Origin of the sequence: Eikenella sp. HMSC071B05 (assembly GCF_001811325.1) — a bacterium.
Classification (GTDB): Bacteria; Pseudomonadota; Gammaproteobacteria; order Burkholderiales; family Neisseriaceae; genus Eikenella; species Eikenella corrodens.
The window spans coordinates 22,751-36,171 of record NZ_KV804550.1; the positions used below are offsets into that span (position 1 = coordinate 22,751).

Sequence of the window (13,421 nt, forward strand, 5' to 3'; positions counted from 1 at the left end):
ATTAAGCAGTTCTAAGGTAGCCTCAAATTGCGTGCGCAACAGGTTCTCCTTGCGGCTGTTATTCCAGCTTCACTCCTTCGCTTTCCATTTTGGCCTGCAAAGCTGCCAGCTTTTTCTGCGGGTCGAGCAGCGGATTGCGGATGTAGTCCAGCAGTGCATCGGCAGAAGCGCGTATGGCTTCGCTATCGGCCACCACTGCACCGTGGAAGATAAACGGCGGCAGGAAAACGGTTTGCAGCAAGGAGGCAGTCTGCACCAAGGGCTTCAAAAACTCGCTCATGGAAAAGCGGTTGTAGCCGCCTGCTTGGTAGGAATCAGTCGGGCCGCCGGTGGAAATTACTGATAGCCACTCTTTGCCTGCCAGCGCGTTGCCGCCCGGGCCGTATGCCCAGCCGTAGGTTAGTACGTCGTCGAGCCATTGCTTCATCAGTGGTGGGGTGGAGTACCAATAGAACGGGTGTTGGAACACCAAGCGGTCGTGTTCGGCCAAAGCCTGTTGTTCGGCGGCTACGTCGATTTTGCCGTCAGGATAAAGCGCATACAAGTTGCGCAGGGTAATGCCTGGCTGGTTAGCAAGACGATCCGCCCAAGCACGGTTTACGACAGAACGTTCAAGGTGAGGATGGAACAGATTAACCAAAACTTTCATGACAAGACTCCTTGGTAAGAAATGCGGTTATGATCAACTTCCATGGGATGGGTAATAAGGAAGTACATCGAGAGCAGCCACTCAGTTTTTCAGGTAGCCTCTCAATGTATTCAATATTCATCTGAGAACAGTACTCCTTTATTTTGCCAACTTCCAGATAAAATTTCAGGTAGCCTCAAAAGGCTACCTGAAAGTGTGGGCTTAAAACAAAGTGCGGCGTGGGTTCTGTGAAATTGCAATCTTTAAACCACTGCCAGCTCTTGCTGCAAGCGGGCAATAAACTCTTCTATCTGCATGCTGCCCAAATCCTCGCCTTTGCGGCGTACGGCCACTTGGCCGTTTTCCATTTCCTTGTCGCCCACCACCACTTGGTAGGGGTAGCGCATTTGGCTGTTGTCGCGGATTTTGTAGCCGATTTTTTCGTTGCGCAGGTCGGCTTCGGCGCGCAGGCCGGCGGCTTTGAGTTTGTTGACCACTTCCAGGCAGTAATCGGCCTGTTTTTCGGTGATGTTCATCACCACCATCTGCACGGGCGCGAGCCAGAGCGGGAAGGAGCCGGCGTGCTCTTCAATCAGGATGCCGATGAAGCGCTCCAGCGAGCCCAAAATGGCGCGGTGCAGCATCACGGGGCGGGCGCGGCCGTTGTCTTCGGTGACGTATTCGGCACCCAGGCGCTCGGGCAGTACGAAGTCGAGCTGGATGGTGCCGCACTGCCAGGAGCGGCCGAGCGCGTCTTTGATGTGGTATTCCACTTTCGGGCCGTAGAACGCGCCTTCGCCGGGCAGTTCTTCCCATTGCACGCCGCAGGCGGTGAGTGCGTCGCGCAGGCCTTGTTCGGCTTTATCCCAAGTTTCGTCGGTGCCGGCACGCTGTTCGGGGCGCAGCGAGAGTTTGATGCTGACGTGCTCGAAGCCGAATTGTTTGTAAATTTTCATCACCAGCTGGTTGAAGGCGCGGGTTTCTTCGGCGATTTGGTCTTCGGTACAGAAGATGTGGGCATCATCTTGCACGAAGCCACGCACGCGCATCAGGCCGTGCAGCGCGCCGGAAGGTTCGTTGCGGTGGCAGGAGCCGAATTCGGCCAGGCGCATGGGCAGATCGCGGTAGGAACGCAGGCCGTGGTTGAAGATTTGCACGTGGCCGGGGCAGTTCATCGGTTTTACGGCATAGTCGCGTTTCTCGGAGGAGGTGGTGAACATATTGTCTTTGTAGTTCGCCCAGTGGCCGGATTTTTCCCAGAAGGTTTTGTCGAGGATTTGCGGGGTTTTGACTTCGCAGTAGCCGGCGGCATCGAGCTCGCGGCGCATGTGCTGCTCGATGGTTTGCCACAGCGTCCAGCCGCGCGGATGCCAAAATACCATGCCGGGGGCTTCGTCTTGCAGGTGGAAGAGGTCGAGCTGTTTGCCGAGGCGGCGGTGGTCGCGTTTTTCGGCCTCTTCAATACGGGTAATGTAGGCTTTGAGCTCGTCTTTGCTAGCCCAGGCGGTGCCGTAGATGCGCTGCAGCATTTCGTTGTTGCTGTCGCCGCGCCAGTAGGCGCCGGCCAGCTTGGTGAGCTTGAAGTGTTTTAAAAACCGGGTGTTGGGTACGTGCGGGCCGCGGCACATATCCACGTATTCTTGGTGGTGGTACATGCCCATGGCTTCCACTTCGGGCATATCTTCAATCAGACGCAGTTTGTATTCTTCGCCGCGCTCTTGGAAGATTTTGATGGTTTCGGCGCGCGGGGTCATGATCTTGATCACATCGTAATCTTGATTGATCAGCTCTTTCATCCGTGCTTCGATGGCGGCTACGTCTTCGGGCGTGAAGGGTTTCTCTGTGGCGATGTCGTAGTAGAAGCCTTCTTCAATCACCGGGCCGATTACCATTTTGGCGTTGGGATAGAGCTGTTTCACGGCATGGCCGACCAAGTGCGCGCAGGAGTGGCGGATGATTTCCACGCCTTCCGGGTCTTTGGGCGTGATGATTTGCACGGCGGCGTCTTCGGTAATCGGGTCGCACGCATCGCACAATACGCCGTTCACTTTGCCGGCCACGGTGGCTTTGGCCAGTCCGGAGCCGATGGAGGCGGCGATTTGGGCAACGGTTACGGGGGCTTCGTATTGGCGCACGGAGCCGTCGGGCAGGGTGATGTTGATTTGGGACATGATGGTTTGTCTTTCTTTGAAATGGATAAACGGATGAATGGTTTGGGTTTCAGGTAGCCTTTATCGTTGCATTAGGCGAAACCGAAAAAGTAAAACAGCAGGAATAGGCCGACAAATGCTATGGCGGCCAATGCGGCAAGTGTGAGCAATAGCGCAAGCGCGGGAGGTAAACGGCGCATATGGCGGGTTCCTTACAGCTGTTTGGCCGGATTTTCAGGTAGCCTGAACAGCAATCCAAAAGGCTACCTGAAACAATGTTTCTAAAGGAAGCAGGGTTCCTGCAAAGTTAAAACTAGTAGCGGGCGGCCAAACAAAAAAGAACAACTGAAGTTCCCCAGAAACCCCTGCTGTTCCCACGAATTCTGGTAGGCACGATTGGATTCGAACCAACGACCCCCACCATGTCAAGGTGATGCTCTAACCAACTGAGCTACGTGCCTGTTTAAGGGGCAGCATTATACTGTTTTCCCACCCCCTGCGCAAAGAAAGCGCAGGGCCGGCAGCGGTTTGCTGTATCAGCTAAAGCAATCATTTTTTGCCGGGCAGCGAGCCGCAGCAGTATGGGCAATACGGCAAGGCGGGCTAACATGGTAGGAAGAAATAACTGCTTTAGCTATAATCGCCGGATTATTGATAACGTGTTCTCCCCATGCTCAAATTTACCCTACACAAAAAAGACGGCCACGCCCGCCGCGCCACCATCGAACTCAACCACGGCAGCATAGAAACCCCCGTGTTCATGCCCGTGGGCACCTACGGCTCGGTCAAAGCCATGACCCCGCAAAACCTGCACGACATCAACGCCCAAATTATTTTGGGTAACACCTACCATTTATGGCTGCGCCCCGGCCTTGAAGTCATCGAACAATTCGGCGGCCTGCATGATTTTATCGGCTGGAACAAACCGATTCTGACCGATTCCGGCGGCTTCCAAGTGTTTTCGCTGTCCAACATGCGTAAACTCACCGAAGACGGCTGCACCTTCAAAAGCCCGATTAACGGCGACAAACTCTTCCTTTCGCCCGAAATCTCGATGGAAATCCAAACCGTGCTCAACTCCGACATCGCCATGCAGCTCGACGAATGCACCCCCGGCGAAGCCACACGCGAGCAGGCCGAAAAATCGCTGCAAATGAGTCTGCGCTGGGCGGAACGCAGCAAAAAAGCCTTTGAAGATTTGAACAACCCCAACGCCCTGTTCGGCATCGTGCAGGGCGCGATGTACGAAGACCTGCGCGAACAGTCCCTGCGCGGACTGGAACAATTTGACTTCCCCGGCCTCGCCATCGGCGGCTTATCGGTGGGCGAACCCAAGCCCGAAATGTACCGCATGCTGCGCGCAGTCGGCCCCATACTGCCCGAACACAAACCACATTACCTGATGGGCGTCGGCACGCCGGAAGACTTGGTGTACGGCGTGGCGCACGGCGTGGATATGTTCGACTGTGTCATGCCCACCCGCAACGCCCGCAACGGCTGGCTGTTCACCCGTTTCGGCGACATCAAAATCAAAAACGCCAAGCACAAACACGACACCCGCCCGCTCGACGAATCCTGCACTTGCTACGCCTGTACGCATTTCAGCCGCGCCTATCTGCACCACCTGCACCGCGCCGGCGAAATTTTGGGCGCGCAGTTGAACACCATCCACAACCTGCATTTCTACCAAACCATCATGGTCGAAATGTGCGAAGCCATCGAGCAGGGCAAATTCGCCGACTGGCAGGCACAGTTCCACGAAAACAGGGCAAAGGGGACGGATTAAGCAGCAGGCTACCTGAAAAACAGGTTGAGTTGATTTGGAAAGATGTGCCAAGCATGACCGAGTTATCAGTTTCCAGTTTTGGAAGTATAGAGTGATGTTGGCACACTTCTCGACAGAATGATTTGCTTACATATGCATTCACATTCTTAAATAAGGCATACATCTGTTTGAGTTTTTTGACAGTAAGCAGTTTGGCATAGTAGGATTACTATGTTTCACGGTATTAATATTATAAGTAGACCATTTAGGAAAATCGTCATCATGAATAAAACCTTACTTTCAGTTCTGATTTGTACTGTGGCTTTAGCAGGCTGTAAAAAAGACGGATCAGATACGCCCAGTAATACAGGCTCCAACCAGCAAGCAAATCAAACCGCAGCAAAGCAAAATGAGGGTACAGTCCAACTGGGAACATCAGGCAACGCCGACCGAACCAGGAATATTAGCGTAGGCACGGGAGGCGGTAGCGCAAATAGCAATAACCACCCTGGAGCTGCTAATGGCAGCAACTCTGGAAATAATGCCACTAATAATGCTAACAATAACAATGCTACTAACAGCAATGCCAATAACAGCAATAATGGCAACAATAATAATGGGAATAACAACGTTAAAACCGTCTCCCTGAAAGAGGCGGCCGGTGACGTCCCCGGCTATGGGCGTGGTTTCTACCGTTATGGTAAAGACCCTTCTCAAATTACCGATGCTGATTTGGAAAATGCTTATCGTGAGGGCTATCGCCTGATGTATATGCCGGCAGACTTATCTCAATGGCGGAATCAGGATTTGCCCCAGTCGTATTTAAATGCACTGGATCAGGGCTTATCCAAAATGAAAAATGTTAATGCCATTTTGCGTTTTTCATACGACTACACAGCAGCCGGTCAAGATACCAATCTGGCACAGGTTCGTCGCCATATCGAGCAACTGCGCCCGATTTTGGCTAAAAACCGTGACAACATTTTCGTATGGCAGGCAGGCTTTATTGGTGCATGGGGTGAATGGCATTCCTCTGCCAATAATTTGAATACAGACCAAAATAAAGCCGAGGTAATCAAGGCCTTGCTGAATGCCAACAATAACGGCATTTATGCCAAGCTTCAGCTGCGTTACCCAGGCGATTTGATGAACTTCCGTAATAACAGCAGTCTGCCTCGCGGTGCCGCTTCCCTAGGTATGCATAACGACTGTTTTATGGCCAGCAAAGACGATGTGGGCACCTATTACCCACGCGGCAGCGGGCGCTCGCCAGAAGAGTTGCGCAGCTTTGCACGCGAAAACAGCATACATCAGGTATTCGGCGGCGAAACCTGCGAACCGCTGGCAGGAGCACGTACGAGCTGTGCTGATATTTTGAGGGAAGGCGCCGAATACCATGTGTCGTATCTGAACTACGACTACCACAAAACCTTTATCGGTAATTGGGAATCCGGCTCCTGCATGACAGAAGTCCGTAAGAGAATGGGCTACCGTTATGTAGTGGAAGAACTCAGTGCCTATGTTGACCAGCAAAACAGTAATATCGTTCACTGGTCGGCAAAAATCGCCAACCGAGGCTGGGCTAATGCACCTGATTGGGGCTATAAACTCTATCTCGTAGTAAACGGCCAAAAAGTCTTGTTGAACAACAGATTCTCAGTGCAGCCCGGTACGGTACAAAGTTTCCGTGGCAGCTTCTTGAAGAGCCAGCTGAATGGGAAAGCCCCGATTCTGCTGATCGATACGGAAGATGCTAATTATTCCGGCCCGCATCCGCTGCAATTTGCCAATGCTGATGATGGCAATGCACAAAAAGCACCGGAAGGCCCATTCCGCACCGGCCTGGCACTGAAATGGCTGTTGTCAATCTAAGTTGGTTTAGCTAATACAGCGGGAAACCTTGGAAACAGGGTTTCCTGCTGTTTGTGTATATAGAGTAGTATTGCTTAGATTGATAGTATTGATTGTGCTATTACACAAAAATACCGTCCAAGCAATTTGAGTGTTATCCACATGATCGAACAAATCATACCAACCATAATTGATAAGCATTTAGATAAAATCGTTAGTCGGCAACTGAACGCATTGCCTAGAAACATCGCTTCCGAAATGCGATCGGATCAGGTGTGTGAAGATGAAGACTGGTTTTTTTGGCTGCCCATTGCCAGTAAAGTGAGTGATGAGGAAATTGCCCAATGGGAAGATAGGACTAAACACCCTCTTCCCCAAAGCTACCGTACATTTTTAAAACACAAACATTTTTATGAATTACCGATTTCGGAGGCATCGTTTTTCGAACACCCTATTCATACTTGGCAGGCAAGCCTTGCCGAAGTGGTTTTTTCTGAGTATGCACAACCATTTTTGCTAGGTAAGGGTTACCTTCCCTTTGCCCATTGGAGCGACTGGGGCTATCTCTGTTTCGATACAAATCGAGACATCGCTAACCACGACTACCCAGTTGTGCTTTGGGATCATGAAAATGTTGACGAAGTACAAGATTTTGCTGGAGACTTCACTAGCTTGCTGTACCAGTTAGACCAGCAAGAACAACAGAATCCGATTTTCAGGTAGCCTCAAGCATAGCCCAAACAAAGCCCTGCCATTATCTGGCAGGGCTTTCTGATGTTTGCAAACCAGGTTTATTCCCACTCAATCGTGGCCGGCGGTTTGCCGCTCACGTCGTACACCACGCGGTTGATGCCGCGCACTTCGTTGATGATGCGGTTGGACACTTTGCCCAAGAGCGAGTAGGGCAGTTCCGCCCAGTGTGCGGTCATGAAGTCGCTGGTAATCACGGCGCGCAGGGCGACCACGTAGTCATAAGTGCGGCCGTCGCCCATCACGCCCACGGATTTCACGGGCAGAAACACGGCAAACGCTTGGCTGGTGAGGTCGTACCAAGAGGTGCCGTTTTCGTCTGTGTGGTTACGCAGTTCCTGAATGAAAATATCGTCTGCCTGGCGCAGCAGGTCGGCGTATTCGCGCTTCACTTCGCCCAGAATCCGCACGCCCAAGCCGGGGCCGGGGAAGGGGTGGCGGTACACCATTTCGCGCGGCAGGCCGAGCGCCACGCCCAGTTCGCGCACTTCGTCTTTGAACAAATCGCGCAGCGGTTCGAGCAGCTTCAGCTTCATGTTTTCAGGTAGCCCGCCCACGTTGTGGTGCGATTTGATGGCGTGGGCTTTTTTGGTTTTCGCGCCGGCGGATTCGATCACGTCGGGATAAATCGTGCCTTGCGCCAGCCATTTGGCGTTGGTGAGTTTTTTCTCTTCTGCGTCAAATACTTCAATAAATTCTGCGCCGATAATTTTGCGTTTTTGCTCGGGGTCGGTCACGCCGGCGAGTTTCGCCATAAACTGTTCGCTGGCATCCACGTGAATCACGCGCACGCCCAAGTTGTCGGCAAACATTTTCATCACGTTTTCGGCTTCGTTCAGGCGCAGCAGGCCGTGGTCAACGAAGACGCAGGTAAGCTGGTCGCCGATGGCGCGGTGGATCAGCGCGGCGGCCACGGAGGAATCCACGCCGCCGGACAAGCCCAAAATCACTTCGTCGCTGCCGACTTGTTCGCGGATTTTGGCCACGGCTTCGTCGATGTAGTTCGGCATGGTCCAGCTGGGCTGTGCGCCGCAGATGTCGAGCACGAAGCGGTTAATGAGGGTGCGGCCTTGTTTGGTGTGGGTGACTTCGGGGTGGAATTGGATGCCGTAGAAGCGGCGTTCGGCGTTTTCCATCATGGCGATGGGGCAGGACGGCGTGCTGCCGATGGTGCGGAAGTTTTCAGGCAGCCTGCACACTTTGTCGCCGTGGCTCATCCACACGTCCAAGGTGTTCGGTGCGCCGTCTTGAATGCCGCTGGTGAGCGCGCTGTCTTGCGTTTGCACTTGTGCGTAGCCGAATTCGCGCTGGTTGCCGGCCTGCACTTCGCCGCCCAAGTGGTGCGCCATGAACTGCATGCCGTAGCAGATGCCGAGCACGGGCACGCCCAAATCGAACAGCCCCGTGTCGGCCTGATATTCGCTGTCGTACACGGAATTGGGGCCGCCGGAAAGGATGATGCCTTTCGGGTTGAAGGCTTTGATGTCGGCCAGCGGCATGTCGTAGGGGTGCAGCTCGCAATACACATGGGCTTCGCGCACGCGGCGGGCGATGAGCTGGGTGACTTGCGAACCGAAGTCGAGGATGAGGATTTTGTCGGGGCTGGTCATATCGGTATCTCTGTGTGGATTTGGATAGGATTTCTTGTTTCAGGTAACCTCTGCCCGCTTTGGCAGTAAGTCAGGCTACCTGAAATATAGGGGTTAAACGCAGCAAGGTTGGTCGGTTTAACGGTAGCGCCGCAAGATGCGCTGGATGTGTGAGCGGCGCTGCCGGCATACTGCCGCTGTGTCTGCATCGGTGCCGGTGTCGTAACGGTTGCGCTCGGCTTCCACCTGTGCGCCGTTTTGCCGCCACCATGCTTCTTGGTCGCGGTTGAAGCAGGGTTTGCTTAACTGCATCAGCTTGTCGGCTTGCTGCTCGGCGGCTTGGGGGAGCGCGAAAGTGTCGTTGTCGGTACAAGCAAACAGATAAGTCATAACTTCGATACTGTCGCGGTTAATCTGCCGGCATTGCCGGGCGGTGGGCTGGGCGGCCGCAGCCAGGGGCAGCAGGACCAATATCATCACTAAACGTTTCATGCCTACTCCTTGCGTGAGAAAAATAGACAAACGAAATATTGGGATAGTGTTTTCAGGTAGCCTCACCATCATGGCAGGCTACCTGAAAGCTCAAGCAAACAGTTTTTGCACTTCCGCGCCTACATCGTCGGCACGCATGAAGGTTTCGCCGATTAGGAAGCTGTGTACGCCGTGGCTGCGCATGAATTGCACGTCTTCGCGGCTGCGGATGCCGCTTTCGGTAATCACGATGCGGCCTTCGCCGGTGATTTCGGGCAGCAAATCCAGGGTTTGCTGCAGGCTCACTTCAAAGGTGCGCAGGTTGCGGTTGTTCACGCCGCGCAGCGGGGTGGTGAGGCGGCAGCATTTTTCCAGCTCGTCGGCGTGGTGCAGCTCCAGCAACACGGCCATGCCCGATTCGTGGGCGATGCCTTCGAATTCTTCCAGCTGGGTTGGGCTGAGCGCGGCGGCAATCAGCAGCACGGCATCGGCGCCCATGGCGCGGGATTGGTAGATTTGGTAGGCGCTCACCATAAAGTCTTTGCGCAACACGGGCAGCGCCACGGCGGCGCGGGCGGCTTTCAGGTAGCCTGCCGAGCCTTGGAAGTAGGGTTCGTCGGTGAGCACGGACAGGCAGGCGGCGCCGGCGGTTTCGTAGGCGCGCGCCAGCTGCTCGGGATGGAAGTCCGGCCGGATCAGCCCCTTGCTGGGGCTGGCTTTTTTGATTTCGGCAATCAGCGCGGCGCGGCCTTGGCTGTGTTGGGCACGCATGGCCTGTACGAAGCCGCGCGGCGGCGGCATATCGGCGACCCGGGCGCGCAGTTCGGCCAAGGGCAGGGTGGCTTGGGCGGCGGCCACTTCTTGCTGTTTGGTGGCGAGGATGCGGGTGAGGATGTCGCTCATCGGTGGGTGTGCTCTTCGGGCAGGGCGGCGTGGCGCTGGTTGAACTGCTCCAGGGTTTCCAGATTGTGCAGGAAGCGCGAAAGCTCCCGCAGGGCGTTGGTGTATACGTCTTTTTTAAATTCAATCACTTCGTCGATGGGTGCCCAATAGTCGTGCCAGCGCCAGGCGTCGAATTCCGGCTGGCTGCTGGCGCGCAGGTGCACATCGCTTTCGCGGCCGGTGAGCCGCAGCAAATACCAAATCTGTTTCTGCCCGCGATACGCGCCGCGCCATTGGCGGCGCACCCAGTTGCCGGGCACGTCGTAGCGCAGCCAGTCGCGGGTGCGGCCGAGGATTTTCACGTGGTGCGGCAAAAGGCCCACTTCTTCGGCCAGCTCGCGATACATGGCGGCCTCGGGGCTTTCGCCGGGCTTGATGCCGCCCTGCGGAAACTGCCAGGAATGCTCCTGCACGCGTTTGCCCCAGAACACTTCGTTGCGCTGGTTGGTGATGATGATGCCGACATTGGGGCGATAACCTTCTCTGTCCAACATAATATTTTTCGCCCAATTTGAATAATTTTAAACGTACGGATTTTCCCACAAAACGGCACGGCAGGCTACCTGAAAGCTTTCAGGTAGCCTGCCGTCTTGCTCTATTTTATTTGAATACGCTATATCTTGCCTACCCACGCGGATGGTGTTGCACCACCAGTTGTTTGAGCCGCTCGTTGGCCACGTGGGTGTAGATTTGCGTGGTGTTCAGGCTGGCGTGGCCGAGCATCATCTGCACGCTGCGCAGGTCGGCGCCGTGGTTCACCAGATGGGTGGCGAAGGCGTGGCGCAGGCCGTGCGGGCTGAGCTCGCTGATGCCGGCTTCTGCGGCGTAGCGTTTCACCATCTGCCACACCAACTGGCGGCTGATGCCGCTGCGTTTTTGCCCCACGAACACGAAATCGCACGGGGTGTGCTTGAGCAATTCGCCGCGCGCGGTTTTCAGGTAGCGTTCCAACCAATGCACGGCTTCGGCACCCAGCGGCACGATGCGCTGCTTGTTGCCCTTGCCGATTACGGTAACCACGCCGCGCTGCAAGTCTAAATCCTGCAGCTGCATTTGGGCGGCTTCGGACACGCGCAGGCCGGTGGCATACAGCGTTTCCAGCACGGCTTTGTCGCGCAGGCCGAAGATGGTTTCCGTGTCGGGCGCGGCCAGAAGCGCGTCGATTTGTGCTTCGCCGATCAGCGGCGGCAGGGCGCGGCCTTGGCGCGGCGGACGCAGGTGTTGTGCGGGGTTGTCGCTGCGGCGGTTTTGCAGCTGCAAAAAGCCGTAGAGCTGTTTGACGGCGGAGAGGGCGCGCGCTTGGGAAGCGGGTTTCTCATCCGGGGCATACACGGCATCGGCCAAGGCATCGGCATCGGCCTGCTGCCAATCCAAACTTTGCACGTGCAGGCGGCGGGCGACTTTTCCCAAGTCGCGCCGGTAGCCGGCCAGGGTGTTGGCGGCGAGGCGGCGGGTGAGGAAGAGCTCGTCCAGCGTTTGCTCGATGGGCTCTTGCCAGGCGGCGGGCAGCGGCTCGGCCGGGTTCACAATGCCACTCCTTCGTGCGCAAGCAGCCAGCGTTTCACCGCCAGGCTGCGTTCGGTATCTCCGCCCATGCTGAAGCCGCCTAGTCCGTTGGCCGAGAGCACGCGGTGGCAGGGAATCAATAGCGGCAGCGGGTTTTTGCCGCAGGCGCCGCCCACGGGGCGCGGGTGGCTGCCGATGCGTTTGGCAAGCCATTGGTAGCTGCGGGTTTCGCCGAACGGAATCTGCGCAATCTGCGCCCACACGGCCTGTTGAAATGCTGTGCCTGCGGGCGGCACAAACGGCGGCAGCGGGGTAGGGCTACCTGAAAAATAGCTGTCCAGCCATTGTGCCAGCGGGGTGTCGTTGGGCAGTGCGGGCAGGAAGGGCGCGGCGCTGTGCTGCAGCAGGATTTCGGCGGGCAGGCCGTTGTGCAGGCGGCACAGCAGCGTACCGAAGGGGGCTTGGTAACAGTATTGCATGGCGGTGTTCCGCTAGGCCGTTTCGCGCAGCGCGTCGAGCACGGCTTGGGCGTGGCCGGCGGCTTTCACTTTGCGCCATTCGCGCGTGATGTGGCCTTGTGCATCCAAAACGAAGGTGCTGCGTTCGATGCCGAACACTTTTTTGCCATACATATTTTTCTCTTTGATGACATCGAACAGGCGGCACACGGTTTCATCCTTATCCGACAAGAGCGGCACTTCCAGCGCATATTTGCACACGAATTTCTGATGGCTGGCCACGCTGTCACGCGATATGCCGGCTACCTGAAAACCGAGCGCCTGAAATTCGGGTAAGAGTGCGCTGAATTGCTGCGCTTCGGTGGTGCAGCCGGGCGTGCTGTCTTTGGGATAAAAATACAGCACCAGCGGCAGGTGGTCGGCGGCGGCGAAATCGTTGCCGTTTTGGTCGGGCAGGGTGAAAAGATAATGGGTGCTCATGGCGGCTCCTAACGGGATGAAATCGGCTGGCATTATAGCGTTAAACCGGATAGATATTGGGAAAGCGTTCGGCTTAGGGTTTGTTGGGGCAAGTGTTTCAGCTAGCCTTTTTGGGTTTCAGGTAGCCTTAATGTGTGGTATAAGCACGGCGTTTTGTTTTCAACGCACACTTTAAGGATTAAATCCATGAACGCAATCGATTTGCTTACCACCCGCCGTTCGGTGCGCCACCTTGCCGAACCCGCACCCAACGATGCCCAGCTGGAAATCATTTTGCAGGCCGCCACGCAAGTGCCCGACCACGGCAACCTCACGCCGTGGCATTTTGTGGTGGTGCAAAGCGAGGAGGGGCGGCAGGCCTTCCGCCAAATTTTGCAGCAGTGTGCCGAAGAAATCGGCGGCGAAGCGGCACGCAAGGCCGAAGTGCTGGGGCAGATGGCGCCGCTGGTGATCGGCGTGGTGTCCAAACCCAAGCTGGACTGCCTCAAGCCGAAGCCGGAGTGGGAGCAGATGCTCAGCGCCGGTTGCGCCGCCTATGCCGCCCAACTGGCGGCCAAGGCGCAAGGTTTCGACAATGTGTGGATTACCGGGCTGTGGGTCAACACCGCCGCGCTGCGCGAAGCCTTCGGCTGTGGCGAACACGACAAAATCATCGGCCTGCTGATGATCGGTACGGCACAGAAAGAGGCCGACGGCCCGAAAAATACGGATTTGAGCGAGTTGGTCAGCCGTTGGTAATGCGGTCGGTAAAAGGCTACCTGAAAGCATAAGCTTCAACACAGTTGAAACGGGCAATGCGAGTTGCTGCGAAGCTAAAATTTTCAGGTAGCC

Annotated in this window: 13 protein-coding genes and 1 tRNA gene; 4 read left to right on the forward strand and 10 right to left on the reverse strand. The window is 55.7% G+C overall.

Annotated elements, in window-relative coordinates:
- Nucleotides 1-58: 58 nt before the first annotated feature.
- The 3 genes from HMPREF2796_RS05930 to HMPREF2796_RS05940 all read right to left on the reverse strand — a co-directional run bounded on the left by HMPREF2796_RS05930 (nucleotide 59) and on the right by HMPREF2796_RS05940 (nucleotide 3,239).
- Nucleotides 59-649 carry an NAD(P)H-dependent oxidoreductase gene (locus tag HMPREF2796_RS05930; RefSeq protein WP_070631796.1) on the reverse strand — a complete coding sequence of 197 codons (591 nt, stop codon included), beginning with the start codon at nucleotides 647-649 and terminating at the stop codon, nucleotides 59-61.
- Nucleotides 650-891: 242 nt separating this feature from the next.
- Entirely contained in the window at nucleotides 892-2,799 is a 1,908-nt protein-coding gene (gene thrS, locus HMPREF2796_RS05935) for a threonine--tRNA ligase (protein WP_070631799.1), read from the reverse strand.
- Between the two features lie 363 nt (nucleotides 2,800-3,162).
- Nucleotides 3,163-3,239, reverse strand: a tRNA-Val gene (locus HMPREF2796_RS05940).
- Between the two features lie 209 nt (nucleotides 3,240-3,448).
- Here HMPREF2796_RS05940 and tgt point away from each other — a divergent pair.
- The 3 genes from tgt to HMPREF2796_RS05955 all read left to right on the forward strand — a co-directional run bounded on the left by tgt (nucleotide 3,449) and on the right by HMPREF2796_RS05955 (nucleotide 7,117).
- Entirely contained in the window at nucleotides 3,449-4,564 is a 1,116-nt protein-coding gene (gene tgt, locus HMPREF2796_RS05945) for a tRNA guanosine(34) transglycosylase Tgt (protein ID WP_070631802.1), read from the forward strand.
- Nucleotides 4,565-4,825: 261 nt separating this feature from the next.
- Nucleotides 4,826-6,415 carry a DUF4874 domain-containing protein gene (locus tag HMPREF2796_RS05950; protein ID WP_168162816.1) on the forward strand — a complete coding sequence of 530 codons (1,590 nt, stop codon included), beginning with the start codon at nucleotides 4,826-4,828 and terminating at the stop codon, nucleotides 6,413-6,415.
- A gap of 141 nt (nucleotides 6,416-6,556) precedes the next feature.
- Entirely contained in the window at nucleotides 6,557-7,117 is a 561-nt protein-coding gene (locus HMPREF2796_RS05955; RefSeq protein ID WP_070631806.1) for an SMI1/KNR4 family protein, read from the forward strand.
- 68 nt (nucleotides 7,118-7,185) lie between these two features.
- Here HMPREF2796_RS05955 and guaA read toward each other — a convergent pair whose 3' ends face one another.
- From guaA to HMPREF2796_RS05990, 7 genes are all read right to left on the reverse strand, one after another.
- On the reverse strand, nucleotides 7,186-8,754 hold the full coding sequence (gene guaA / locus HMPREF2796_RS05960; protein WP_070631809.1) for a glutamine-hydrolyzing GMP synthase: 1,569 nt from the start codon (nucleotides 8,752-8,754) through the stop codon (nucleotides 7,186-7,188).
- 117 nt (nucleotides 8,755-8,871) lie between these two features.
- Complete coding sequence (locus HMPREF2796_RS05965; protein ID WP_070631812.1) at nucleotides 8,872-9,225, reverse strand: hypothetical protein; 354 nt, start codon at nucleotides 9,223-9,225, stop codon at nucleotides 8,872-8,874.
- A 90-nt stretch (nucleotides 9,226-9,315) separates the two neighbouring features.
- Nucleotides 9,316-10,107, reverse strand: a complete 792-nt coding sequence (trpC, locus tag HMPREF2796_RS05970) for an indole-3-glycerol phosphate synthase TrpC (protein WP_070631815.1) — start codon at nucleotides 10,105-10,107, stop codon at nucleotides 9,316-9,318.
- Nucleotides 10,104-10,640: an RNA pyrophosphohydrolase gene (locus HMPREF2796_RS05975; RefSeq protein WP_070631818.1), complete on the reverse strand. Its 537-nt coding sequence runs from the start codon at nucleotides 10,638-10,640 to the stop codon at nucleotides 10,104-10,106. The genes trpC and HMPREF2796_RS05975 overlap by 4 nt, the downstream gene beginning before the upstream one ends.
- A 130-nt stretch (nucleotides 10,641-10,770) precedes the next feature.
- Entirely contained in the window at nucleotides 10,771-11,676 is a 906-nt protein-coding gene (gene xerD / locus HMPREF2796_RS05980) for a site-specific tyrosine recombinase XerD (protein WP_083308664.1), read from the reverse strand.
- Nucleotides 11,670-12,131: a methylated-DNA--[protein]-cysteine S-methyltransferase gene (locus tag HMPREF2796_RS05985; protein WP_070631821.1), complete on the reverse strand. Its 462-nt coding sequence runs from the start codon at nucleotides 12,129-12,131 to the stop codon at nucleotides 11,670-11,672. Before HMPREF2796_RS05985 ends, xerD begins: the two co-directional genes overlap by 7 nt.
- 12 nt (nucleotides 12,132-12,143) lie before the next feature.
- On the reverse strand, nucleotides 12,144-12,590 hold the full coding sequence (locus HMPREF2796_RS05990; RefSeq protein WP_070631824.1) for a peroxiredoxin: 447 nt from the start codon (nucleotides 12,588-12,590) through the stop codon (nucleotides 12,144-12,146).
- Nucleotides 12,591-12,776: 186 nt separating this feature from the next.
- Between HMPREF2796_RS05990 and HMPREF2796_RS05995 the strand changes: the two genes are divergently transcribed.
- Nucleotides 12,777-13,328 (forward strand): nitroreductase family protein, encoded by a 552-nt coding sequence (locus HMPREF2796_RS05995; protein WP_070631827.1) that lies wholly within the window; start codon nucleotides 12,777-12,779, stop codon nucleotides 13,326-13,328.
- Nucleotides 13,329-13,421 lie beyond the last annotated feature (93 nt).

Bases quoted from the DNA above. Each gene is read 5' to 3' on its own strand.
- HMPREF2796_RS05930 (WP_070631796.1), bottom strand. From the start codon at position 649: ATGAAAGTTTTGGTTAATCTGTTCCATCCTCACCTTGAACGTTCTGTC.
- thrS (WP_070631799.1), bottom strand. From the start codon at position 2,799: ATGTCCCAAATCAACATCACCCTGCCCGACGGCTCCGTGCGCCAATAC.
- tgt (WP_070631802.1), top strand. From the start codon at position 3,449: ATGCTCAAATTTACCCTACACAAAAAAGACGGCCACGCCCGCCGCGCC.
- HMPREF2796_RS05950 (WP_168162816.1), top strand. From the start codon at position 4,826: ATGAATAAAACCTTACTTTCAGTTCTGATTTGTACTGTGGCTTTAGCA.
- HMPREF2796_RS05955 (WP_070631806.1), top strand. From the start codon at position 6,557: ATGATCGAACAAATCATACCAACCATAATTGATAAGCATTTAGATAAA.
- guaA (WP_070631809.1), bottom strand. From the start codon at position 8,754: ATGACCAGCCCCGACAAAATCCTCATCCTCGACTTCGGTTCGCAAGTC.
- HMPREF2796_RS05965 (WP_070631812.1), bottom strand. From the start codon at position 9,225: ATGAAACGTTTAGTGATGATATTGGTCCTGCTGCCCCTGGCTGCGGCC.
- trpC (WP_070631815.1), bottom strand. From the start codon at position 10,107: ATGAGCGACATCCTCACCCGCATCCTCGCCACCAAACAGCAAGAAGTG.
- HMPREF2796_RS05975 (WP_070631818.1), bottom strand. From the start codon at position 10,640: ATGTTGGACAGAGAAGGTTATCGCCCCAATGTCGGCATCATCATCACC.
- HMPREF2796_RS05985 (WP_070631821.1), bottom strand. From the start codon at position 12,131: ATGCAATACTGTTACCAAGCCCCCTTCGGTACGCTGCTGTGCCGCCTG.
- HMPREF2796_RS05990 (WP_070631824.1), bottom strand. From the start codon at position 12,590: ATGAGCACCCATTATCTTTTCACCCTGCCCGACCAAAACGGCAACGAT.
- HMPREF2796_RS05995 (WP_070631827.1), top strand. From the start codon at position 12,777: ATGAACGCAATCGATTTGCTTACCACCCGCCGTTCGGTGCGCCACCTT.